This is a genomic window from Streptomyces sp. NBC_00670 (assembly GCF_036226765.1).
GTDB lineage: Bacteria > Actinomycetota > Actinomycetes > Streptomycetales > Streptomycetaceae > Streptomyces.
This window is the reverse complement of the sequence record NZ_CP109017.1, coordinates 4,621,916-4,642,603: the sequence shown is the minus strand read 5'-3', so window position 1 is coordinate 4,642,603 and position 20,688 is coordinate 4,621,916. Positions and strand designations below refer to the sequence as shown.

Genomic DNA, 20,688 nt, shown 5'->3' with positions numbered 1-20,688 from the left:
CCCCTCCGGATCCGCCCCCGGCGCCCACGCGGCGCCGGGGGCGGTCCTGTGTGTGTCCGGGCGTCTCAGGCCGTCGCCGAGCGGTACTTGCGGACCGCCAGCGTGCGGAAGACGACGATGATGACGACGGACCAGATCAGCGACGCCCACACCGGGTGCTGCATCGGCCAGGCGTCGGACGCCTGGAAGCCCGGCGGCAGGTTGCCGAACAGTTCACGGCAGGCCTGCACATTGGCGCTGAACGGGTTCCACTCCGCGATGTGCCGCAGGAAGGTCGGCATCTGGTTGGCGTCCACGAAGGCGTTCGAGATGAACGTCAGCGGGAAGAGCCAGATGAGCCCGCCGGAGGTGGCCGCCTCGGGGGTGCGCACGGACAGGCCGATGAGCGCGCCGATCCAGGAGAACGCGTAGCCCAGCAGGAGCAGCAGGGCGAACCCGGCGAGCACCTTGCCGAGGTTCTCGTGCGTGCGCCAGCCGACGAGGACGGCGACGATCGCGAGCACTATCAGCGTGAGCGCCGACTGCACCAGATCGGCGAGGGTGCGGCCGGTCAGCACCGCACCGCGCGCCATGGGCAGCGAGCGGAAGCGGTCGATGAGGCCCTTGTGCATGTCGTCGGCGATGCCCGCACCGGCGCCCGCGGTCGCGAACGTCACCGTCTGGGCGAAGATCCCCGCCATCAGGAACTCGCGGTAGGCCTGCGTGGAGGTGGACGAGCCGACCTGGATCGAGCCGCCGAACACATAGGTGAACAGCACCACGAACATGATCGGCTGGATCAGCCCGAAGATCAGCATCTCGGGGATCCGGGCCATGCGGATCAGGTTTCTCCGGGCGACGACCAGCGAGTCCCGGACGGACTGGCCGATCGCGCTGCCGGTTCTCAGGGGTGCTCCGGTCCCCGCGGTCTCGGTGGCGGCGCTCACTTGGTGGCTTCCTTCCTGCGGGTGCTGCGGGAACGGGCGCCGTCGGTTCCGCCCTGGCCGCCGGCGTCGCCGGCCTCCTCGCCCGCCTCCTCCTCGGCCGTGTGGCCGGTCAGGGAGAGGAAGACGTCGTCCAGGGTGGGCCGGCGCAGTCCGATGTCGTCGATCTCGATGCCGCGGGCGTCCAGCTCGCGGATGACCTCGGCGAGCAGCTTGGCGCCGCCGGTGACCGGGACGGTGAGTCTGCGGATGTGCTCGTCGGTGGTGACCTCGCCCTTGCCGAAGCCGTGCAGCACCTCGGAGGCGGTGGTCAGGTGGTCGCGTTCGTGCACGACGACCTCGACGCGTTCGCCGCCGGTGCGGGCCTTGAGCTGGTCGGAGGTGCCGCGGGCGATGACCCGGCCGTGGTCGACGACCGCGATGTCGTGGGCGAGGTGGTCGGCCTCCTCCAGGTACTGGGTGGTCAGCAGCAGCGTCGTCCCGCCGGAGACGAGCTGTTTGATGACCTCCCAGAGCTGCTGGCGGTTGCGGGGGTCGAGCCCCGTGGTGGGCTCGTCCATGAACATCACGGGCGGCGAGACGACCAGCGCGGCGGCGAGGTCGAGCCGGCGGCGCATGCCGCCCGAGTACGTCTTCGCGGGGCGGTCGCCGGCCTCGGCGAGATGGAACTGCTCCAGCAGCTCCCCGGCCCGCGCCTTGGCCGCCTTGGCCTTCATCTGGTAGAGCTGGCCGACCATCTGGAGGTTCTCCCGGCCGGTCAGATACTCGTCGACCGCGGCGAACTGACCGGACAGGCCGACCGAGCGGCGGACCGCGTCGGGGTTCCTGACCACGTCGATGCCCGCGACGACCGCCTTGCCGCTGTCGGGGCGCAGCAGGGTCGTGAGGCAGCGGACCGCGGTGGTCTTGCCCGCGCCGTTCGGCCCGAGCAGCCCCAGGACGGTGCCTTCCGGGACATCGAGGTCGACGCCGTCCAGAGCTCTTACGTCACCGAAGGTCTTGACCAGCCCCTCGGCATAGATGGCGCCTGGCATATGAGTTCTCCACGTCGTTGGGGATTTCACTGGGCATTGCCGTATTGCTCGGCCATTGAGGGCGCTTTGCGCTCACTTTGCCGGACGCCGACAGTGAGCGGTAATGGTTTTCGCGCGAGGGCGAGGGTGGGGGCGGAGCGGGGCGGTGGTCACCTCCACGACACACACAGTAACGCGATGTATCGCGTCTCACAACGGGTATCTCGCATTCCGTTTCGGCACGCTTTCCACCTGCGCGGATGCCGTCCCGCGCCCGCCGACGGCGGGCGCGGCCGCGGTCAGCCCACGACCGTGTACCCCGCCTCGCGCAGCGCGGACTGCACCTCCGCGCAGTGCTCGGGTCCCTTGGTCTCAAGGTGCAGCTCCACCTCCGCCTCCGTGAGCCCGAGCCGGGGGTCGGTCCGCACATGGCTCACATCGAGAACATTGGCATCCGCCACTGACAACACCCCCAAAAGCGTGGCCAGCGCGCCCGGCCGGTCGGTCAGCCGGACCCGCACCTGCAGATACCGGCCGCCCGCGACCATGCCGTGCCGCAGCACGCGCTGCATCAGCAGCGGGTCGACGTTCCCGCCCGACAGCACGGCCACCACCGGCCCCTCGAAGGAGCCCGGGTCCGCGAGCAGCGCCGCGACCGGGCTGGCCCCGGCCGGCTCCACGACCAGCTTCGCCCGCTCCAGACAGAGCAGCAGCGCCTTGGCCAGGTCGTCCTCGGAGACCGTGCGGACCTCGTCGACCAGGTCCTCGATGATCCGGAACGGCACCTCGCCGGGCCGCCCCACCTTGATTCCGTCGGCCATCGTCACCGGATTGGCCACCGACGTCGGATGCCCCGCCGCCAGCGACACCGGGTACGCGGCCGCGCCCTCCGCCTGCACGCCCACCACCCGTACGTCCGGCCGCAGCGCCTTCACCGCGACCGCGATCCCGGCCGCGAGGCCGCCCCCGCCGACCCCGACGACGATCGTCCGCACCTCGGGGCACTGCTCCAGGATCTCCAGGCCGAGCGTGCCCTGACCGGCGCAGACGTCGGGGTGGTCGAAGGGGTGGATGAGCACCGCGCCGGTACGTTCGGCGTACTCCTGGGCGGCGGCCAGCGTCTCGTCGACCACCTGGCCCTCCAGGCGGACCTCGGCGCCGTACTCCCGGGTCGCGCTGATCTTCGGCAGTGGGGCGCCCTTCGGCATGAACACCGTCGAGTGCACGCCGAGCAGCGAGGAGGCCAGCGCCACCCCCTGCGCGTGGTTCCCGGCGCTCGCCGCGACGACCCCGGCGGCCCGCTCCTCGGGCAGCAGCCCGGCGATGCGCACATAGGCGCCGCGCAGCTTGAAGGAACCCGTGCGCTGGAGGTTCTCGCACTTCAGTCGCACCGGCGCGCCGACCAGCCGGGACAGGTGCCGGCTGCCCTCCAGCGCGGTCACGCGCGCGACGCCCAAGAGCATCTTCTGCGCGCCGCGCACGTCGTCCAGGGTCACCGTGGGCAGGGCTCGGGCCGTGCTGTACCTCATGCCCCAAGTCTCGCAGTCCGGGGCCCGCCGCACCGGGCGCGACCACGGGCCGAGACCGGATGGCGCAGCGCCGGTACGGCTCGCGCCCCGGCCGCGTACCCTTGTCGACCAACACAGCCGCCCCCTGTACGAAGTGAGCCCCCGCCATGCCCACACCAGAAATGTCGATGGACATGACGACCGTCGGTGACACCGGTCTCCTGGACACGCTGCAGCACGAGGTCGCGGTGTTCGCGCGCCGTGCCGAACAGACCCGGCTCGGCGGGGTGGGGCAGGTGCGCAACTCCATGGACCGGGCCGCGTATCTGCTGCTCAACCGGCTCGACAGCGAGGGCCCCATGGGCGTCAAGGCGCTTGCCGCGAGCATGGGGATCGATTCCTCCACCGTCACCCGTCAGGTGGCCCCGCTGGTGGACACCGGGCTGGTCAAACGGACCTCGCACCCGGAGGACGGCCGGGCGGTGGTGCTCCAGCTGTCCCCGCGCGGGCAGGCCAGGCTCGGCGAGGTCCGCGCGTCGCGGCGCCAGTTGATGGCCGAACTGACGCGCGACTGGGCCCCCGAGGAGCGGGACACGTTCACCGCCCTCCTCACCCGTTTCAACGGCGCGCTGTCGGCGCGGCAGGCCTCGCAGGGCGGGGCGGCGGAACAGCCGCCGGCGTCCTGAGGAGGCGGCCCCGCCGTTCGTGGGCCCCAGCGGGCCCGGCCGTGCGTGCCGGTGCCCGACGCACTCTTGACCGCGAGGGGCCCTCTGGCCTCATATGAGGACGGGAGCCGGTCGCACGCGCGGCCGGGCCCGTCATCCGGGAGCGCTCTGGGGCGGTCGGGCGGGAGGCGCGGTGCGCGGACGGGAGGCGTCGCACGGTGCCCGCCGGGCCCGGGAGTTCGAGGTGTTCGTCGCGGGCGCGGCCGGCCGGCTGCTGCACACCGCCACCCTGCTCACCGCCGAGACCCCCGACGCCAATCCGCGTGCCCGACGACTGCTCACGCACGCCCTGGCGTACACGTACGCCGCCTGGGACCGGCTGCGCGGCGAGGACCCCTACGACCGCGCCCGGCAGCAGCTCGCGATCCGCTTCACGCGCACGGCGTGGCACACGTACGGCGCGCTCGGCCGGCACCGCCCGGAGGCGGCCGGGACGCTGGCCCGGCTCAGCCCGCAGGAGCGGCTGGTCGTCGTCCTGCGGCTCTACGAGGGCATCGCCGAGGAACAGACCGCCGCGCTGCTCGGGCTGCCCGTCGAGCGCGTACGGACGATCTGCGCGCGGGCGATCACCACGCTGCTGCACCCGCCGCGCGGCCCGGCCCCGGCGGTGCGGGAGGTGGCGACGCCGTGAACGTGCCCGAGCGGGAGGCGGCCGTACGGCGGCTGCTGGAGCGGGCGACACCGGTGGTACCGCCCGACCTGTACGCGCAGGCGGTGCGGCGCGGCGGCCGGATGCTGCGCCGCCGCAGGGCCCTGCTGCGGCTGCTGTGGCTCCTGTTGTGCGCGGCGGCGGTCGCCTTCACGGTGTGGGCGGCGACCGTGCACCCGTGGGTGGAGCCGCCCTCGGAGACGACTCCGCCGCTCACCGGGTGGTGAGCGGCGGGATCGTCAGGCGCGCGATTCTTCACGCGCGCGTGGCTCATCAGACGCGCGTGGCTCATCAGGCGCGCGTGGCTCAGCCGAGGGCCTGCCGCAGGTCCTGAAGGAGGTCGTCGACGTTCTCGATGCCGACGGACAGGCGTACGAGGTCGGCCGGGACCTCCAGCGCCGAACCGGCCGCCGACGCGTGCGTCATCCGCCCCGGGTGCTCGATCAGGGACTCCACGCCCCCGAGGGACTCGCCGAGCGTGAACACCTTGGCGCGGTTGCAGACCTCGACCGCCGCCTCCTCGCCGCCCTCGACGCGGAAGGAGACCATGCCGCCGAACGCCCGCATCTGCTTGGCGGCGACCTCGTGACCGGGGTGGTCGGGCAGCCCCGGGTACAGCACGTGGCTCACGCGCGCGTGCCGGGTGAGCATCTCGGCGACGCGGCCGGCGTTCTCGCTGTGCCGGTCCATGCGCACGGACAGCGTCTTGGTGCCGCGCAGCACCAGCCAGGAGTCGAACGGCCCGGCGACCGCGCCCATCGCGTTCTGGTGGTAGGCGAGTTCCTCGCCGAGCGCCTCGTCGTCCGTGATCAGCGCGCCGCCGACGACGTCGGAGTGGCCGCCCATGTACTTCGTCAGGGAGTGCACGACGACGTCCGCGCCCAATGCCAGCGGCTGCTGGAGGTACGGCGTGGCGAACGTGTTGTCGACGACGAGCCGGGCGCCGGCGTCCCGCGCGACCTGGGCGACGGCGGCGACGTCGGTGATGCCGAGGAGCGGGTTGGAGGGGGTCTCCACCCAGATCACCTTGGTCTTCTCGGTGACGGCGGCGCGGACGGCCGCCGGGTCGCTGGTGTCGGCGACGGACCACTGCACGCCCCAGCGGGAGACGACCTTGGCGAACAGGCGGAACGTGCCGCCGTAGGCGTCGTTGGGGATGACGACGTGGTCGCCGGGCTGGAGCAGCGTGCGCAACAGGCAGTCCTCGGCCGCCAGTCCGGACGCGAACGCCAGTCCGCGGCGGCCGCCCTCCAGGGCGGCGAGGTTCTCCTCCAGGGCGGTACGGGTCGGGTTGGCGCTGCGGCTGTACTCGTAGCCGCCGCGCAGCCCGCCGACGCCGTCCTGCTTGTAGGTCGAGACCTGGTAGATCGGCGGGACGACCGCGCCGGTGAGGGGATCCGCGGTGTTGCCCGCGTGGATCGCGAGTGTCTCGAAGTGCTGACTGATGTGCCTGTCGCTCATGGGTTCCGAGGGTAGTGCGCCGACGGCGCGCACGCCGTCCCGCCCGTACCGCGTGGTTCGTCGAACAGGCGGGCGGACGGGTTGGCCAATTGTCAGACCCGTCTGGAACTCTTGAGGCATGGAGATTCTCTGGGTCCTGATGGCGGTGGCCATGCTCAGCATGGTCGCGCTGCCCTTCCTGCGGCGCAGGAGTGGGCGTCTCGAGCTGGTCCCGCCCGGCCATCCGGACGCCGCCGACCCGGCGAACTACGGCTTCGTGCCGGAGGAGGAGCTCGACATCCGGCTGCCGGGCCCCGACCAGGACCTGCTGGACGTCCTGGAGGTCGTCCAGCGCACGCAGGACTACCGCGCCGCCCTGCAGCTGCTCGCGGGCACGGAGAAGGAGGGCGAGCTGCGCTGGCAGCGCGTGCAGGCCTTCGCCGGTGCGGCGTCGCTCGAGCTGAGCCGGCGGCCGGGCGGGGTCGGCGAGATACCGGGCGGCCAGTGGCTGCGGGTGTGGCGCGCGGAGCAGCCGAAGGACGCGGGCGGGGCCGCGGTGCACGCCGAGTTCCTGGTGCAGCAGGCATGGCGGACGGCGACGCCGGGGACGGACGAGTTCCGGATCATCATGGAGGAGGCCAGGGCGGCGTGCGGCGAGGCGGCGCTGCTGGCCCCCGGTGACCCGGTGCCGCACATCGTCGAGCTCTCCGTGGCACGCGGACTGGGGTATCCGCAGGCGGAGTTCGAGCAGCTGTGGCTGAAGATCCTGGACCGCGCGCCCGCGCACATGGGGGCGCACATGGTGGCCCTGCGCTACTGGTGCGAGAAGTGGCACGGCTCGCGGCAGCTGGCATCCGCCTTCGCGGAGGCGGCGGCCGCGCGCGCCCCGCAGGGTTCGCTGCTGTCGGCGCTGCCGCTGTTCGCGGTGTTCGAGCACCTGCCCGAGGTCAACCTGGTGCGGGGCCTGTACGAGGGCGAGGTGGTCACCAAGGCGGTGCACGGCGCGCTGTACGCGGTGCACTCGGCCCGCCCGGACGACCCGATGCTGCCGCACGTGCGGCACATGCTGGTGTACTTCCTGGTCGCCGGGGAGCGCTGGGCGGAGGCGATGAGCCAGCTCGTCCACGTGGACGGCCACGTGGGCGCCCTCCCCTGGACCCTCTCCGACGACCCGGCCGCCGGCTACGCGGTCTGCCGCGCCCTGGCGGTCGGCGGCTTCGAGGCGAACGGCGGCAACCCGATGACGGTCCCGCGCTAGCCGCCGACGAAACCGCCGGCCGTCACGGGCGGCGGGCCCTGCGGCCCGGGTCGCCCGATGGGTGGGCGGCGACGCCCGGGTCGCCGCCCGGCCCCGTCAGCCCTTCGTGCGCGCCGGCAGGCGCCAGCCCGGGCGGGGGAAGTGGCAGGTGTAGCCGTTCGGGTAGCGCTGGAGGTAGTCCTGGTGTTCGGGTTCGGCCTCCCAGAAGGGGCCGACCGGCTCCACCTCGGTGACGACCGGGCCCGGCCACAGCCCGGACGCGTCCACGTCCGCGATCGTGTCCTCGGCGATCCGCTTCTGTTCGTCGTCCACGTAGTAGATCGCCGAGCGGTAGCTCATGCCGATGTCGTTGCCCTGGCGGTTCCTGGTGCTCGGGTCGTGGATCTGGAAGAAGAACTCCAGGATCGCGCGGTAGTCCGTCCGCTCCGGGTCGAAGAGGATCTCGATGGCCTCCGCGTGCGTGCCGTGGTTGCGGTACGTCGCGTTCGGCACGTCGCCCCCGGTGTAGCCGACCCGGGTCGAGGTCACGCCCGGCTGCCGGCGGATCAGCTCCTCCATCCCCCAGAAACATCCGCCCGCCAGCACGGCCCTCTGCGTCTGCGCAGCCATCGCGGCTCCTCCAGTCCGTGAAAGTCATCGAAGTGTCCTCGGCCGAGGATCGATGAACCTCGACCCGGCCGCCCGGGCCCGCCCGGCTCGTACACCGCCGGCGTCCGGGCCCACCCTCCTCAACCGCCGACGGCTCCGCGCCATTCCGCGCCCGGCCCGGGGAGGGCTACAGGGGCGGCAGGCGCAGGACTCCCCCGTCGTCGCGGATGTCGTCGAGGACCCGGAGCACCGAGACGGCGTGGCCCCGCGCGTCGGCCAGTACGACCGCGGCGTGGTCCCCGAGGCAGGTTCGTCCGTCCGCCGGGGGCCGCTCGCAGAACAGTACGTAGCCCCGCGACCGGTCGATCCGCCCCGGTTCCAGCCGCCACACGCCCAGGCCCACCGCCTCGACCGGCACCGCCCGCGGATACGTCCGGCGCAGTACCGGCAGGGCCGACGCGGACGCCTCCCGGCCGAAGGCCTGCCGCTCCTCGAAGGGGAGCACGCGTCGCAGACTCGGCGAGGTGAGGTCCACGTCGCCGCCGTCCGCCCCGGTCACCCGGTACGTGGCCTCGTAGTACGGCTTCTTCGACAGCGCCGCGAGGCGTGGGCCGTGCGCGAGCCGCAGGGCGGTGGGCAGATCGGCCTCGGCCGAGGGGAGGCGGGCGGCCGTCGCGGGCGCGGCGAGGCTGACGGAGACCGAGGTGAGGGGCCGGGCCGAGCCGGCGCCGACGTCGTTCCGTGCCGCGCGGGCACGCACCCAGTGGCGTGCGCAGGCCTGGACGGAGGCGAGCACGTCCTCGACGGTCTCCGCGCCCACCTCCGCCTCGACCCAGGGGGTGGCGCGCCGTTCGTCCACCGCGAGGACCGGGAAACCGCAGTCCTCGAACGCCTTCCGCATGGTGCGTATCCGGTCCGCGTCCGCCCGGGCGCGCCCGACCGCACCGCGAAGCGCGTCCGCACAGGTGGCGCCCCGGTCGCAGCGGTCCCTGTCCGCGTCGATGCGGAGCCTGGCCGCCGCGTCCGGGTCGTCGGTGAACGCGAAGGTGATCTCCGAGCCCTCGGCCTCGGGGAACAGGTTCCGGGCGTCGATGACCTTCAGTGTGCCGGGGAACAGGTCCTCGGCGAGTTCCTCGGCCCGCCGCCGGTCGTCCCCGGTGCCGAGCGAGCCGCAGCCGGCCACGAGCATCCCGCACAGCACGGCCGCGAGCCCACCGCCGGCGCGCCGCAGCCACCGCGGGTCCGGCCCCCGCGCACCACTCCGTCGTCGCCTCACGTCTCCCCCGCCCGTCACGTCCGCTGCCTTCGTCGTCGACGGTAGGAGCCGGACACGGCCGCGCGGATGAGTACGGACACTCAGCCGTGACTCATCCGCTCGTGGGTACGAACCGGGGCCGGGCGCGGAGTCCCACCCCAGGCCCCGGCCCCGGACCCGGCCCCGGTCACGCAGGCAGCGACGTCACCGCGTCCGCCCCCCAGCTGGCCAGCAGCCGCAGGGCCTCGGCCGACGGGGAACCCGGCTCCGCGTGGTACGTCACGAAGCTCTGGTCCGCGTCGTCGACCAGGCGGAACGTCTCGAAGGACAGGGTCAGCTCACCGACGAGCGGGTGCCGTATCCGCTTGGCGCCGTGGCTCTTCTCCTTGACGTCGTGCGTCGCCCACAGCCGGCGAAACTCCTCACTCTTCACGGACAGCTCGCCGACCAGCGCCGACAGCCGGGGGTCGTCCGGGTGCCGGCCCGCGTCCATGCGCAGGAAGCTGACCATGTCCGACGCCTTCCGGTCCCAGTCGACGAACAGATCGCGGTAGCCGGGGTTGAGGAAGACCAGCCGCGCCCAGTTCCGCTCGGCCGGCGGCAGCTGCCCCCAGTCGCCGAACAGGGCGGAGGCCAGGCGGTTCCAGGCGAGGATGTCCGAGCGCCGCCCGGACACGTACGCGGGCACGGTGTCGACGGATTCCAGCAGTTGCAGCAGCCCCACCCGCACCTGCTGGGGGCGCGCGACGGCCTTCTTCTTCTGCCGCTTGGGCTTCGCGAGGTCCAGCAGATGCGCGTGCTCGGCGTCCGAGAGCCGCAGCGCGCAGGCGATGGCGTCCAGAACCTCCGCGGAAACGTTTCGCCCGTTCCCCTGTTCGAGCCGGGTGTAGTACGCCACGGACATCCCCGCGAGCTGCGCCAGCTCCTCCCGCCGCAGCCCCGGTACCCGGCGGTGCCGGCCGAACGAGGGCAGCCCCACCTCCTCCGGCTTGAGCCGGGCCCGCCGGGTCCGCAGGAACTCGCTCAGTTCGGCACGCCGGTCCAGCTGTCCATCCATACCCTCCAGTATTCACGGTCGTACGCCCCTGAACCTGACCCCGCCAGTAGTAGGCACAGCGGACGTACGCAAAGCCGTGGCCTGGGCGAACATCCGCACGCGAGGCACCGTGGAGGCATCACCAGCACCACGTCACGAGACTGCGGAGAACCCGAGATCATGACCACTGTCGCCGCATACGCCGCGCCCGCCGCCAAGGCACCGCTCGAGCGCACCACGATCGAGCGACGCGCGGTCCGCGAGCACGACGTCCTCATCGACATCCATTTCGCCGGCATCTGCCACTCCGACATCCACCAGGTCAGGGAGGGCTGGGGCGAGGCGATCTTCCCGATGGTCCCCGGCCACGAGATCGCGGGCGTCGTCTCCGAGGTCGGCCCCGGCGTCACGAAGTACGCGGTCGGCGACCGCGTGGGCGTCGGCTGCATGGTCGACTCCTGCCGCGAGTGCGACAACTGCAAGGCCGGCCTGGAGCAGTACTGCACGGGCGGCAACGTGATGACGTACAACGGCGTCGGCAAGGACGGGGAGGTCACCTACGGCGGCTACTCGCAGAAGGTCGTCGTCGACGAGAACTTCGTCGTCCGCATCCCCGACGCCCTCTCCCTGGACGTCGCCGCGCCGCTGCTGTGCGCCGGCATCACCACGTACTCCCCGCTGCGGCACTGGAACGCCGGCCCCGGCAAGAAGGTCGCCGTCCTCGGCATGGGCGGGCTCGGCCACATGGCGGTCAAGCTCGCGCACGCGATGGGCGCGGAGGTGACCGTGCTGTCGCAGTCCCTGCGCAAGAAGGACGACGGCCTGAAGCTGGGCGCCGACCACTACCGCGCCACCAGCGACCCGAAGACCTTCGAGGAGCTGCGCGGCACCTTCGACCTCATCGTCTCGACGGTGTCGGCCCCGCTCGACTTCGGCGCGTACCTCTCCCTGCTCCGCACGGACGGCGCCCTGGTCAACGTCGGCGCCCCCGAGGAGCCGGTCTCCCTCAACCTCTTCTCGGTCATCGGCGGCCGCAAGACCCTGGCCGGCTCCAGCATCGGCGGCATCCGCGAGACCCAGGAGATGCTGGACTTCTGCGCGGAGCACGGCCTGGGCGCGGAGATCGAACTCATCGCCGCGTCGGAGATCAACGAGGCGTACGAGCGCGTCCTCGCGAGCGACGTCCGCTACCGGTTCGTCATCGACGCGTCGACGATCTGACGGGACCTGAACCCCCACACGCGTGCGGCCCACGGACGACAGTCCGCGGGCCGCACGCGTGCAGAGGAAGGTGGCAGACGAGCGCTACAACGCATCGAACGGGGCGAGACGTTCCACTTCGGCCACCACGTGCGCGGGGATACCGCCCGCCACATGGGCGTGGTCCGGGTCGTACTCCCAGCGCCGGCCCGCGCTCACCTGGCCGGAAGGCCGAGGGCCTCGTGGGCCTCGTGGGCCTCGTCCAGGATGCGGCCGATCTCCGAGGCGGACCGGCGTACCTGGGCGGCGTCCCCCGTCTTGGCGTCGTCCTCCCAGCGGCGGAAATCAGCCGCCACGTCCGGCTGGCGCTGGATGTGGACGTAAACGGCCCATTGCGCGATGAACCGCTGGAGTGGCGCCAGGTCGGATCCCTGACGGGACTGGTCGGCCGCCTGGTCCAGCTCACGGGTGAAAGCGGGCAGCGCCGCGGGCGCGATCTGGCTGACGGCCTGTCGCAGGGCGGCAACGGTGGAGGGCGGCTGGGGGGTGAGCGGTTGCCCGGCGGCGGAGGTGGTCATGGCTGCTCCCATGGGCGCGATTCTGATCCCGCGCACCAGCCTGACGGGACGAGTGCCGGTTCACCGCTCGAAGGAGTGAGGCAGAAGCGTTTCGGCGCCTGCTTGCCGGCCCCTGCGCGAGGCGGCGGACGACCGACCGTGCGGATCCGCGCCCGTCAACTGGAAGAGACAGCGGGCTTTGTCATCGGCCTGACCTTCGCCGGCTTCGACCCCGGCTCCGCCGTCCCGCGCACTCCTCACTGAGCAGCCCCACAACGCGCGTGCCTGCCCGACGCCGGGGTCGTTAGGGTGCGGCACCATGGGCACGGACATCCACGGCGGCATCGAGTTCCGTCACCCTCACGCCGGCACCGACTACTACGACGGCGAACCGTGGGTGACAGCCATGGATCTCTGGCCGCTCTACGACGAGACCGACTACGCGGCCTTCGGCTGTCTCTTCGGGGTACGCAACTACGCGGGCTTTCAGCCGCTCGCACCGGACCGCGGGCTTCCCGTCGATCTGTCGAGCGGGATGCACGCACAGCTGGAGCCCTGGGTCGCGGCTGGCCAGATGCACGGCGCGAGCTGGATCAGCTGGACGGAACTCGCGTCCATCAATCCCACGACCGGCCCCCTGGGCCCTGGAACTCACTGGCCGCACGTCTTCGCCGTGATGAAGGCCCTGGCCGGCCGCTTCGGTGACGGCGGTGTCCGCCTGGTCGTGGCCTTCGACTGACCGGGCGGAGCCCTCCGTGGCCCGGCGGCGCTGTCGACGTCTGCCTACGCGGCTCGTGGACGCGACGTCGTGCTCGCTACCGTCTCCCGGTGAACCTCAACCTCGTCAACGACGCGCCCGACGGGCTGACGCGCAGGGCTCGGGACTTCGTCCGTGCGCACGGCATCAAGGTCGACGTCCGGCCCATTGCCGAGAAGCGGCAGCGGTGGGTCGACCGGGGCGTTCCGGCCGCGGTGGTCGACCGGATGGCCGGCTTCCAGCAGCGGTGGGGCGGGCTGCTGCTGCCGCCCGCTCCGCAGTACGACGGAGGACCCAAGTACTTCGGCGCCGGCTCGCCCGAGGGTGCCGCGTCCGAGGGGTGGTGGTTCGGGGCGGGTAAGCAGCGGACCGCCGTTCCCTACTCGTTCCGCGTCGGGCCGCACGGCGAGTTCGGCATTCATGCGGAGCGGTGGGCTCCGCTGCACGCGACCGTTGAGGGCTGGGTGGAGTCGCTCGCCCTCGCCCACCACGCGTCCAGCTGGGCCAAGCAGATCACCAAGGTCGTCGGCGCCGACGTCGACCACCTCTCGCTCGACGCGTACGAGCCGGTCCCGGAGGTGCGCGGGCTCGCGGACACCTGGTGGCGCGGGGCCGACTCGCTGGTGGCGGTCTACAGGGGTGAGGCCGAGTGTCTCGCGTGGCCGAAGGGCCGCACGGCCTTCGTCTACTCGGGTCTGGACGAGTGGGGGCTGCGCGGGGGCGTCGAGTCGTAGCCGGGGGACGGCGCCTGCGCGCACCTGTTCACTGTGCGGCTCAGACGCCCGGTTCCGCCGTCTTCAGCGACGCGACGAACGGGGCCCACGCGTGGGCGGTGAGGAGGAGGACGGGGCCGTCGTCCTGGACCTTGGAATCGCGTACGGGAACGAGGCCGGGGATGTTGTCGGCGACCTCGACGCAATGGCCTCCGTCGCCATTGCTGTAACTGGACTTACGCCAGAGGGCGGCGCCGGGGAAGTCGCTCGCGATCTCGACGCAGTTCCCGCCACTGCCGTTGCTGTGACTGCTCCTGGTCCAACGCACTTCACTCAGGTCGATCCGGTTGCTTGCCATTTCGGTAATCCTCCGCTGTTTGCTCGATGAGCTTCAGGGACTCTTCGGGAGGTAGTGCCGCAGCCCTGAGGCGACCGTACGCCCTCGCGTACTGCTTCACGAGTCCCGGATCATCGATCAGTTGACCGCTGTACATACCCTCCGTGTACATGACTGGGGGTGCATCAGCGAAGGTCATGAACCGCGCCATGCCCATGAGGAAGGGGTGGGCACCCGCTTTCCGCGGGAGGATCTGCGGAACCGCCCGGCGCCTGTGCATCACCTCGACGATGTGAGCGAGCTGCTCCGCCATGGCGTCCGGTGGGATGATCGGCTGTCTGAGAACCGACTCGTGCAGCACGAGCCAGCTCTCGGGAGCTTCTTCGCTCTCGAAGAGCCACGCCCGCTCCCGCCTGGACTCGACTTTCGCAGTTACGTACTTCTCCGACTCCATGGGATGAGCAGCCAAGGTGACGGCTCGAATGTACGGCTCAAGTTGCAGCGGCCCGGGAATGAGCATCGGATCCCACTCCTCGATCTCCTGAGCGCGCCGTTCCATCTCCACCACGTCGATGAAATATTCGGCGTGCCCGCTCCGCCGCGCCCTCCGCACATCCTCGCACCGGCGCTCGAAGAAGCCGTCCGTCGCGAGGAGTTGGTCGACGTGGCGGGCCAGATCCAGCGGCATGCGGCGTTCGCCGCGTTCGATGTCGCTGAGGTGGGACTTGCCGTAGAAGCTGCCCGCCACCGTCTGTTCCAGTGAGAGCCCCGCGGACTCCCGCTTCCACCTCAACTCCTTGCCGTAGAACGTCGGGACGCCCATCGAGCCGTCGATGTCCTTGCTTCGGGGCATGGTTCACCACCATCTGTTCCGCACGTCGGGCCGCGTACCCGATACCCCTTTTACGGTAGAGCGTCCGGCGTCACAGTGTGAGCGGTTCATCACAGAGAGGTGTCCGCTCATGTCCGACCGTTCGCCGGTCACCCGTCCCGCCCGTCCCAGCCGTCGGTCCGCCGTCCACGACGACGTCCCCCGCTGCGCGGAGGAGCTTCGCGCCGCCCTCGCCCTGCACGGGCTCACGTTTCCCTCGCTGGGCGTGGAGCTGCTGAGCTACGCGGGCGCGTACGCGCCGCCCGCCGGGCTCGTCGCGCTCGGGAACTGCAACACCGCCACGGCCCGCGCGCTGACCGCCGTCCTGCGGAAGGCGGTGGAGCGGTGAGCCTCGAACTGCGGCTGCTCGCCACGTCGGAGGCCGTGCCCGAGGTGCGCCGGCTCCTCCGTCACCACGGCTTCGACGTCCAGCTGTGTGTCACCGAGCTGTTGACCAACGTCGTCGACCACGTCGGTGAGGGCACCCCCGTGACCGTACGGGTGGTCAGGACGCCGTACGGTCCCATCCGCGTCGAGGTCACCGACCCCAACCCGCGGGCGCTGCCCGTCCTGCTGCGGGCCTCCCTCGCGGACGAGTCCGGACGGGGGCTCGCCGTGCTCGACTCGCTCGCACTGCGGTGGGGAGTGGAGCCGGGGACGGACCACAAGACCGTGTGGTGCGAGGTGGCGGGAGAGACCGGGCAGGCCGGGCACGCCGCTCCCGCCCTGCCCGGCCTCCCCGTCGCCGTTACGCCTTCGCGTTCTCCTTCACCGTGATCTTCCCCTTCCTGATCGTCACCAGGCGCGGCGCCTTCTTCGCCAGGGACGAGTCGTGGGTGACCATCACGAACGTCAGGCCGTGTTCCTTCCAGAGGGTTTCCAGGACGTCCATGATCTCGTCGCGCGTGGACTCGTCCAGGTTGCCCGTGGGTTCGTCGGCGAGGAGCACCTTCGGCTTCTTGACCAGCGCGCGGGCGATGGCCACGCGCTGCTGCTGGCCGCCGGACATCTCGCCGGGGAGGTGGCCGAGGCGTTCGCCGAGGCCGACCGAGGCGAGCGCCTCGGCGGCCCGTTCGCGGCGCTCCCTGACCTTCACGCCGAGCGGGACGAGCGCCGTCTCGACGTTCTCCTGGGCCGTGAGCGTGGGGATCAGGTTGAAGCTCTGGAAGACGAAGCCGATGTTCTCGCTGCGCACCTTCGTGAGCTTGGCCTCCGAGAGGCGGGCGAGGTCCGTGCCGTCGAGTTCGATGCTGCCGGAGGTCGGCTTGTCGAGGCCGCCGAGCATCTGCAGCAGCGTCGACTTGCCGCCGCCGGTGGGACCCTGGATGACGAGCCGGTCGCCGTCGCCGATGGTGAGGTCGACGCCGTCGAGGGCGTTGACGACGTCCTTGCCCCGTGTGTAGCGCTTGGTGACGCCACTGAGTGTGTACATGGTGGTCAGCTCCTGGAGTTCATGCCGGTGGGGAACTACTCGACGCGGCGCAGTGCGTCCGCCGGGCGCAGGCGGGACGCCCGCCAGCCGCCGAACGCACCGGCGATCAGCCCGCCGGCCACGGCGAGGCCGACCGCGATGGCGATGGTGGTGAGGCTGACCGGCGCGGTGAGCGCGACCTCCAGGGACTTCGCGGCCTGCTGCCGCCCCGGACCGCCCATGCCTCCACCGCCCCCGCCGGGACCGCCGCCGAAGCCGCCGCCCCCGCCCGAGCCGCCGCCGAGCTGTGCCTGGAGGGTGGGGCTGATCGCGGTGACGACGTACGCGCCGACGAGGCCGAGCGCGATGCCGAGGGCGCCGCCGACCAGTCCGTTGACCATGGCCTCGCCGACCACCTGGCGGGTGACACGGCCGGACCTCCAGCCGAGCGCCTTGAGCGTGCCGAACTCGCGCACGCGCCGGGAGACGGCGGAGGAGGTGAGCAGTCCGGCGACCAGGAACGCGGCCACGAGCACCGCGATGGACAGCCACTTGCCGACGCTGGTGGCCAGGTCGGAGGCGGTGGACAGGGAGCCGGAGACGGTGTCGGCGAGGTCGGCGGAGGTGGTGACCGTGGTCCCCGAGATGTTCTTCTGGATCGCCGACTTGACCGAGTCGATCTTCTGCGAGTCGGTCGCCTTGACGTAGATCGTGGTGACCTTGTTCTTCGAGTCGCTGAGCGTCTGGGCCTGCTTCAGCGGGATGTAGAGGTTGGCGGCCGCGTCCCCGCTGTCGGGGGTGGCGATGCCGATGACCTCGAACTTGACGCTCTTGATGGTGACGGTGTCACCGACGGCGAGCTTCTTCTCCTTGGCGTAGGACTTGTCGGCGACGACGACCTTGGCGTTCGTCTCCGAGGTCTTGAACGTACGGCCCTTGGTGATCTTCGAGGAGGTGAGCGGGCCGAGCGCCGGCTCGGTGACGTCGGTGCCGTAGACCGAGTAGTTGTTGACGTCGAAGTCGGCGCCGCCGCCCTCGACGCGGCCCTGTGGCTGGCCGCTGTTCCCGCCGTTGCCGCCGCCCGGGAAGCCGCCGCCGCCCTGCTGGTTGCCGCCGCTCTGGTCCTGCTTGAACTGGCCCTGGCGGAACTGGCCGCTGACCTTGATGACCTGGAGGCTCAGTCCCCCGACCGCGTCGGAGACGCCGCTCTGCGCGTCGACCTTGCCCACCGTGGAGCTCGCCAGGGTCTGGAAGCCCTGCACCATCACGCGGTCGCTGCTCTGCTCCTCGTCGGAGTCGCTGCCCTTGGCGTCGAAGTTGAAGCGAGGCCGCTGTGCGCCGTCCGAACTCTGCGCGGCGGCGGCCTTGGTGACGGTCATGTCGGTGCCCAGGCCGTACAGCGACTGAAGGACCTTGTCCTGGGCCTTGCCCATCCCGGACGAGACGGAGCTGACGACGATGACCAGGGCTATGCCCAGGGCGAGCCCGGAGGCGACGACCAGGGCCGCCTTTCTGCGGCGGCGCAACTCGCGCCTCAGGTAGGTGAAGAACATGGCCGCAAGGTAGGGACGCCCCGTGATGAAGCCATAAGCCCGGCATAAGAGAACGATGAGAAGCCTGTGCGCGGAGGGGAGTTGAGCTGTGCGGGGGCCGTCCGGCGCCCGGTTCCGCGTCGGGAAAGGGACCGGCGGTGGAATGCGGCGTTCGCATTCCACCGCCGGTGACACCTGTCAGTACGTCGGCTGGACCCAGAGCAGGTACTGGCCGCCGCCCAGCGACTCGCAGCGCCAGCCGACCCAACGGCCCTGCGGGAAGCCCGCGTTGCCCGCGGCGGCGCAGGCGTCGAGCGACGGGTAGACACCGCCGGGGACGAAGGAGGCGGCGGAGGCCGTACCGGCGCCGAGGCCGATGCCTCCCGCGGCGACGGTGGCGGCGAGGGCCGCGGACACGAAGAACTTCTTGAGCATCGAGAACACTCCTGAACGCGCGTCACGGATGAACTGGTGGGACGGGAAGAGCGACTGCGCAGGCGATGCTAGGGAGAGATCGGCCCGCGTTGATCGCCTCGGACGATCATGGGCTGAAAATGCCCCGCGTCTGGCGCGTATCCGCAGGTGACGTGGAGCGGGGGTGAACGGAGTCCGATCGCTTCCTCGCGGCCGGATGAACCCCGCACGGCCCACGGGACCACGACGGCGCCGCCGCCGCGATCCCGACGACGACGCCGCGATCCGCACGGTACGACGACGGCGCCGCCGCTCCCCGTGCGGTACGGGAGGCGGCGGCGCCGTGGGGTTCGCCGGGGGCGGGTCAGACGGCCGAGCCGGCCTTCCAGTCGGCCCAGCTCATGTTCCAGCCGTTGAGGCCGTTGTCCGGGGCGATGGTCTTGTCGCCGGTGTTCTGGACGACGACCACGTCACCGATGAGGGAGTTGTTGTAGAACCAGGCGGCCGGCGTGCTGGAGTCGTTGGCGCCCTTGGTGTCGGACAGGCCGACGCAGCCGTGGCTGGTGTTCACGGAACCGAAGATGGACTTGGCGCCCCAGTAGTTGCCGTGGATGAACGTGCCGGAGCTGCTCAGCCGCATGGCGTGCGGCACGTCCTTGATGTCGTACTCGCCCTTGCCGTCGTCGTCCGTGAAGCCGACCGTGGCGCCGTTCATCCGGGTCTCCTTGAACTTCTCGGAGATCACCATCTGGCCCTCGTACGTCTTGTTGTCGGGCGAACCGGCGGAGATCGGGATGGTCTTGATGGTCTTGCCGTCCTGCGTGACCTTCATCTGCTTGGTCTGCGCGTCGACGTAGGAGACCTGGTTGCGGCCGATCTTGAACGTCACCGTCTTCTGCTGGACGCCGTAGACGCCGTTCGCGCCCTCCACCCCGTCGAGCGCGAGCTTGAGGGTGACCGTGGAGTTCTCCGTCCAGTACTTCTCGGGGCGGAAGTCGATGCGGTTGGCGTTGAACCAGTGGCCGACGACCTCCTGACCGGTGCTGGAGGAGACGGTGATGCCCTTCTGGACGGCCGACTTGTTGGTGATGGCCTTGTCGAAGTTGATCGACACGGGCATGCCGACGCCGACCGTGGTGCCGTTGTCCGGCGTGAAGTTGCCGATGAAGGAGTGCGCCTGCGAGACGGTGGTGAACGACGCGTTCTCGTGGGCGGCGCGGCCCTTGGAGTCCTTCGCGGTCACCGCGACCTTGTAGGTGGTGGCCCGCTCGAGCTGGCCACTGGGCGCCCAGCTCTTCTTGTCGGCCGATATCTGGCCGGAGACGGCGGTGCCGGAGGCCGTGGTCATGGTCACGTCGGTCAGCGTGCCCTTGGCGACCGTCACCTTGGCGGCGTTGTTGATGGACGCGTTGTCGGAACCGTCCTTCGGCGTGATCGCGATGTCCGCCTCGGACGCCTTCTGCGCGGCCGCCTCGTCGGCCTTCGCCTGTGAGGTGGAGTCGCCGTCGCCTCCCCCGGCGTCGGAGTCGCCACCGCTGCACCCGGTGAGCACCAGCACGCCACCCAGCAGTGCGGACGCGGCCACGAGACCCTTGCGCCGCTTACCGTCCGTCATCACACGCTTCTCCATCGTTGCCGAATCCCCAAAAAACCCCGAGATCCCCGTCAGAACCTTCAACGCTACGACCGGTCCGTCCCCATCCACAGGCCCCGGACGTGTTAGGCACACCACGCCGGGCGGCCGGCGCACGGAGGTCACCGCGTGCCGAGGGACGCCAGGGAGCAATCCCTCAGACGCGTGGATCCCGGTTCCGGTTCCCGATCCCGGGGGTCAATCATCCCCGCCCGGCCGCCGGAGCGGCGCACCGGGGTGCGCACGGGGGCGGCGTGCGGGGCACGCGCGGGGTGGCGTGAAACCGCCTTGCACCGGTCGTCGGGGGACCGTGACTTTCCCACGGCCCACGCCTGTCACTAACATCTGCCCACACGGCCAATTCGCAAGCGCCACAAGGGGATCGATATTTCGTGTCCGCCGCACGCCGATCGTCGTCCACCGCACGCCGGTCGTTGCTGACCGCCACCGCCGCGGGGACCATGCTCGCGGCCCTCTGGTTCGTCCCGTCCGCGAACGCGTCGCAGGACGTGTCCCAGGAGTCGACGTCGACGATGACGGACTCCTCGGCGGTCGCGAGAACCTCCACGGACACGGCGGCGACCACGGAACACACGGCCGCACGGGCCGCGGACACCGCCTCGGAGACGACCGCGGGGACGGGCGGGGGGACGGCCACGCAGACCCTGGAGGGTCCGGCCGGCACCCGGCTCGCCGACACCGGCAGCATCGACACCACCCCGTACGTCGTCGGCGGCACGCTCCTGCTCGGCCTGGGCGCGGGCTTCGTGGCGTACTCGGTACGACGGGAGCGCACGGCGGCGTACTGACGTCCCGCGCGCTCCCGCGCCCTCCACACGCTTCCGTACGCTCCCGCACCCCCTCGCGC

The 20,688-nt window shown here is 71.3% G+C and carries 24 protein-coding genes; 10 read left to right on the top strand and 14 right to left on the bottom strand.

Annotated elements, in window-relative coordinates:
• Nucleotides 1–65: 65 nt before the first annotated feature.
• The 3 genes from OIE12_RS20710 to ilvA form a co-directional block, all read right to left on the bottom strand.
• On the bottom strand, nucleotides 66–926 hold the full coding sequence (locus tag OIE12_RS20710) for an ABC transporter permease (protein ID WP_329137453.1): 861 nt from the start codon (nucleotides 924–926) through the stop codon (nucleotides 66–68).
• The gene (locus tag OIE12_RS20705) at nucleotides 923–1,957 is read right to left on the bottom strand and encodes an ATP-binding cassette domain-containing protein (protein WP_329137451.1); all 1,035 of its coding nucleotides are present in this window, start codon (nucleotides 1,955–1,957) and stop codon (nucleotides 923–925) included. Before OIE12_RS20705 ends, OIE12_RS20710 begins: the two co-directional genes overlap by 4 nt.
• A 278-nt stretch (nucleotides 1,958–2,235) precedes the next feature.
• Nucleotides 2,236–3,465 (bottom strand): threonine ammonia-lyase, encoded by a 1,230-nt coding sequence (gene ilvA, locus OIE12_RS20700; protein ID WP_329137449.1) that lies wholly within the window; start codon nucleotides 3,463–3,465, stop codon nucleotides 2,236–2,238.
• A gap of 161 nt (nucleotides 3,466–3,626) precedes the next feature.
• Here ilvA and OIE12_RS20695 point away from each other — a divergent pair, with 161 nt between their 5' ends.
• The 3 genes from OIE12_RS20695 to OIE12_RS20685 all read left to right on the top strand — a co-directional run bounded on the left by OIE12_RS20695 (nucleotide 3,627) and on the right by OIE12_RS20685 (nucleotide 5,045).
• On the top strand, nucleotides 3,627–4,130 hold the full coding sequence (locus OIE12_RS20695) for a MarR family winged helix-turn-helix transcriptional regulator (RefSeq protein WP_329142102.1): 504 nt from the start codon (nucleotides 3,627–3,629) through the stop codon (nucleotides 4,128–4,130).
• A gap of 172 nt (nucleotides 4,131–4,302) precedes the next feature.
• A complete protein-coding gene (locus OIE12_RS20690; RefSeq protein ID WP_329137447.1) occupies nucleotides 4,303–4,800 on the top strand; it encodes a sigma factor-like helix-turn-helix DNA-binding protein in 498 nt (165 codons plus the stop codon).
• Nucleotides 4,797–5,045 (top strand): hypothetical protein, encoded by a 249-nt coding sequence (locus tag OIE12_RS20685; RefSeq protein ID WP_329137446.1) that lies wholly within the window; start codon nucleotides 4,797–4,799, stop codon nucleotides 5,043–5,045. Before OIE12_RS20690 ends, OIE12_RS20685 begins: the two co-directional genes overlap by 4 nt.
• 79 nt (nucleotides 5,046–5,124) lie before the next feature.
• On the opposite strand, the gene OIE12_RS20680 is transcribed toward OIE12_RS20685, so the two are convergent.
• Nucleotides 5,125–6,279 (bottom strand): cystathionine gamma-synthase, encoded by a 1,155-nt coding sequence (locus tag OIE12_RS20680; RefSeq protein ID WP_329137444.1) that lies wholly within the window; start codon nucleotides 6,277–6,279, stop codon nucleotides 5,125–5,127.
• 118 nt (nucleotides 6,280–6,397) lie between these two features.
• On the opposite strand from OIE12_RS20680, the gene OIE12_RS20675 reads away from it, so the two are divergent.
• Nucleotides 6,398–7,516, top strand: a complete 1,119-nt coding sequence (locus tag OIE12_RS20675) for a hypothetical protein (protein ID WP_329137442.1) — start codon at nucleotides 6,398–6,400, stop codon at nucleotides 7,514–7,516.
• A 96-nt stretch (nucleotides 7,517–7,612) separates the two neighbouring features.
• Here the strand turns inward: OIE12_RS20675 and msrA are convergent, their stop codons facing one another.
• From msrA to OIE12_RS20660, 3 genes are all read right to left on the bottom strand, one after another.
• Nucleotides 7,613–8,125 carry a peptide-methionine (S)-S-oxide reductase MsrA gene (gene msrA / locus OIE12_RS20670; RefSeq protein ID WP_329137440.1) on the bottom strand — a complete coding sequence of 171 codons (513 nt, stop codon included), beginning with the start codon at nucleotides 8,123–8,125 and terminating at the stop codon, nucleotides 7,613–7,615.
• Nucleotides 8,126–8,291: 166 nt separating this feature from the next.
• Nucleotides 8,292–9,380 (bottom strand): SCO7460 family lipoprotein, encoded by a 1,089-nt coding sequence (locus OIE12_RS20665; RefSeq protein ID WP_329137437.1) that lies wholly within the window; start codon nucleotides 9,378–9,380, stop codon nucleotides 8,292–8,294.
• A gap of 166 nt (nucleotides 9,381–9,546) precedes the next feature.
• Nucleotides 9,547–10,416, bottom strand: coding sequence for a helix-turn-helix domain-containing protein (locus OIE12_RS20660; RefSeq protein WP_329137436.1), 870 nt, complete (start codon nucleotides 10,414–10,416; stop codon nucleotides 9,547–9,549).
• A gap of 159 nt (nucleotides 10,417–10,575) precedes the next feature.
• On the opposite strand from OIE12_RS20660, the gene OIE12_RS20655 reads away from it, so the two are divergent.
• Nucleotides 10,576–11,616 (top strand): NAD(P)-dependent alcohol dehydrogenase, encoded by a 1,041-nt coding sequence (locus tag OIE12_RS20655; protein WP_329137434.1) that lies wholly within the window; start codon nucleotides 10,576–10,578, stop codon nucleotides 11,614–11,616.
• Nucleotides 11,617–11,810: 194 nt separating this feature from the next.
• Here OIE12_RS20655 and OIE12_RS20650 read toward each other — a convergent pair whose 3' ends face one another.
• Complete coding sequence (locus tag OIE12_RS20650; protein ID WP_329142100.1) at nucleotides 11,811–12,173, bottom strand: DUF6247 family protein; 363 nt, start codon at nucleotides 12,171–12,173, stop codon at nucleotides 11,811–11,813.
• A 298-nt stretch (nucleotides 12,174–12,471) separates the two neighbouring features.
• Between OIE12_RS20650 and OIE12_RS20645 the strand changes: the two genes are divergently transcribed.
• On the top strand, nucleotides 12,472–12,891 hold the full coding sequence (locus tag OIE12_RS20645) for a hypothetical protein (RefSeq protein WP_329137432.1): 420 nt from the start codon (nucleotides 12,472–12,474) through the stop codon (nucleotides 12,889–12,891).
• Nucleotides 12,892–12,980: 89 nt separating this feature from the next.
• Entirely contained in the window at nucleotides 12,981–13,643 is a 663-nt protein-coding gene (locus OIE12_RS20640; protein ID WP_329137430.1) for a hypothetical protein, read from the top strand.
• 40 nt (nucleotides 13,644–13,683) lie between these two features.
• Here the strand turns inward: OIE12_RS20640 and OIE12_RS20635 are convergent, their stop codons facing one another.
• Nucleotides 13,684–13,980 (bottom strand): DUF397 domain-containing protein, encoded by a 297-nt coding sequence (locus tag OIE12_RS20635; RefSeq protein WP_329137428.1) that lies wholly within the window; start codon nucleotides 13,978–13,980, stop codon nucleotides 13,684–13,686.
• Nucleotides 13,952–14,812: a helix-turn-helix domain-containing protein gene (locus OIE12_RS20630; protein WP_329137426.1), complete on the bottom strand. Its 861-nt coding sequence runs from the start codon at nucleotides 14,810–14,812 to the stop codon at nucleotides 13,952–13,954. Before OIE12_RS20630 ends, OIE12_RS20635 begins: the two co-directional genes overlap by 29 nt.
• Nucleotides 14,813–14,921: 109 nt before the next feature.
• Between OIE12_RS20630 and OIE12_RS20625 the strand changes: the two genes are divergently transcribed.
• Both OIE12_RS20625 and OIE12_RS20620 read left to right on the top strand, forming a co-directional pair.
• On the top strand, nucleotides 14,922–15,179 hold the full coding sequence (locus OIE12_RS20625; protein ID WP_329137425.1) for a hypothetical protein: 258 nt from the start codon (nucleotides 14,922–14,924) through the stop codon (nucleotides 15,177–15,179).
• A complete protein-coding gene (locus OIE12_RS20620; protein WP_329137423.1) occupies nucleotides 15,176–15,607 on the top strand; it encodes an ATP-binding protein in 432 nt (143 codons plus the stop codon). Before OIE12_RS20625 ends, OIE12_RS20620 begins: the two co-directional genes overlap by 4 nt.
• On the opposite strand, the gene OIE12_RS20615 is transcribed toward OIE12_RS20620, so the two are convergent.
• The 4 genes from OIE12_RS20615 to OIE12_RS20600 form a co-directional block, all read right to left on the bottom strand.
• The gene (locus OIE12_RS20615) at nucleotides 15,579–16,262 is read right to left on the bottom strand and encodes an ABC transporter ATP-binding protein (RefSeq protein WP_329137421.1); all 684 of its coding nucleotides are present in this window, start codon (nucleotides 16,260–16,262) and stop codon (nucleotides 15,579–15,581) included. The genes OIE12_RS20620 and OIE12_RS20615 overlap by 29 nt on opposite strands.
• A gap of 35 nt (nucleotides 16,263–16,297) precedes the next feature.
• Complete coding sequence (locus OIE12_RS20610; protein ID WP_329137419.1) at nucleotides 16,298–17,794, bottom strand: ABC transporter permease; 1,497 nt, start codon at nucleotides 17,792–17,794, stop codon at nucleotides 16,298–16,300.
• Between the two features lie 177 nt (nucleotides 17,795–17,971).
• Complete coding sequence (locus tag OIE12_RS20605) at nucleotides 17,972–18,208, bottom strand: hypothetical protein (protein ID WP_329137418.1); 237 nt, start codon at nucleotides 18,206–18,208, stop codon at nucleotides 17,972–17,974.
• 343 nt (nucleotides 18,209–18,551) lie between these two features.
• Nucleotides 18,552–19,802, bottom strand: coding sequence for a L,D-transpeptidase (locus OIE12_RS20600; RefSeq protein WP_329137415.1), 1,251 nt, complete (start codon nucleotides 19,800–19,802; stop codon nucleotides 18,552–18,554).
• A gap of 410 nt (nucleotides 19,803–20,212) precedes the next feature.
• On the opposite strand from OIE12_RS20600, the gene OIE12_RS20595 reads away from it, so the two are divergent.
• Complete coding sequence (locus OIE12_RS20595) at nucleotides 20,213–20,629, top strand: LPXTG cell wall anchor domain-containing protein (RefSeq protein WP_329137413.1); 417 nt, start codon at nucleotides 20,213–20,215, stop codon at nucleotides 20,627–20,629.
• Nucleotides 20,630–20,688: the final 59 nt, after the last annotated feature.

What these genes read in the sequence shown, in the direction of transcription:
- OIE12_RS20660 (WP_329137436.1), bottom strand. Translation starts at nt 10,416, where the DNA reads ATGGATGGACAGCTGGACCGGCGTGCCGAACTGAGCGAGTTCCTGCGG.
- OIE12_RS20630 (WP_329137426.1), bottom strand. Translation starts at nt 14,812, where the DNA reads ATGCCCCGAAGCAAGGACATCGACGGCTCGATGGGCGTCCCGACGTTC.
- OIE12_RS20605 (WP_329137418.1), bottom strand. Translation starts at nt 18,208, where the DNA reads ATGCTCAAGAAGTTCTTCGTGTCCGCGGCCCTCGCCGCCACCGTCGCC.
- OIE12_RS20615 (WP_329137421.1), bottom strand. Translation starts at nt 16,262, where the DNA reads ATGTACACACTCAGTGGCGTCACCAAGCGCTACACACGGGGCAAGGAC.
- OIE12_RS20705 (WP_329137451.1), bottom strand. Translation starts at nt 1,957, where the DNA reads ATGCCAGGCGCCATCTATGCCGAGGGGCTGGTCAAGACCTTCGGTGAC.
- OIE12_RS20650 (WP_329142100.1), bottom strand. Translation starts at nt 12,173, where the DNA reads ATGACCACCTCCGCCGCCGGGCAACCGCTCACCCCCCAGCCGCCCTCC.
- OIE12_RS20680 (WP_329137444.1), bottom strand. Translation starts at nt 6,279, where the DNA reads ATGAGCGACAGGCACATCAGTCAGCACTTCGAGACACTCGCGATCCAC.
- msrA (WP_329137440.1), bottom strand. Translation starts at nt 8,125, where the DNA reads ATGGCTGCGCAGACGCAGAGGGCCGTGCTGGCGGGCGGATGTTTCTGG.
- OIE12_RS20655 (WP_329137434.1), top strand. Translation starts at nt 10,576, where the DNA reads ATGACCACTGTCGCCGCATACGCCGCGCCCGCCGCCAAGGCACCGCTC.
- OIE12_RS20645 (WP_329137432.1), top strand. Translation starts at nt 12,472, where the DNA reads ATGGGCACGGACATCCACGGCGGCATCGAGTTCCGTCACCCTCACGCC.
- OIE12_RS20695 (WP_329142102.1), top strand. Translation starts at nt 3,627, where the DNA reads ATGTCGATGGACATGACGACCGTCGGTGACACCGGTCTCCTGGACACG.
- OIE12_RS20635 (WP_329137428.1), bottom strand. Translation starts at nt 13,980, where the DNA reads ATGGCAAGCAACCGGATCGACCTGAGTGAAGTGCGTTGGACCAGGAGC.
- OIE12_RS20625 (WP_329137425.1), top strand. Translation starts at nt 14,922, where the DNA reads ATGTCCGACCGTTCGCCGGTCACCCGTCCCGCCCGTCCCAGCCGTCGG.
- OIE12_RS20600 (WP_329137415.1), bottom strand. Translation starts at nt 19,802, where the DNA reads ATGACGGACGGTAAGCGGCGCAAGGGTCTCGTGGCCGCGTCCGCACTG.
- OIE12_RS20675 (WP_329137442.1), top strand. Translation starts at nt 6,398, where the DNA reads ATGGAGATTCTCTGGGTCCTGATGGCGGTGGCCATGCTCAGCATGGTC.
- ilvA (WP_329137449.1), bottom strand. Translation starts at nt 3,465, where the DNA reads ATGAGGTACAGCACGGCCCGAGCCCTGCCCACGGTGACCCTGGACGAC.
- OIE12_RS20610 (WP_329137419.1), bottom strand. Translation starts at nt 17,794, where the DNA reads ATGTTCTTCACCTACCTGAGGCGCGAGTTGCGCCGCCGCAGAAAGGCG.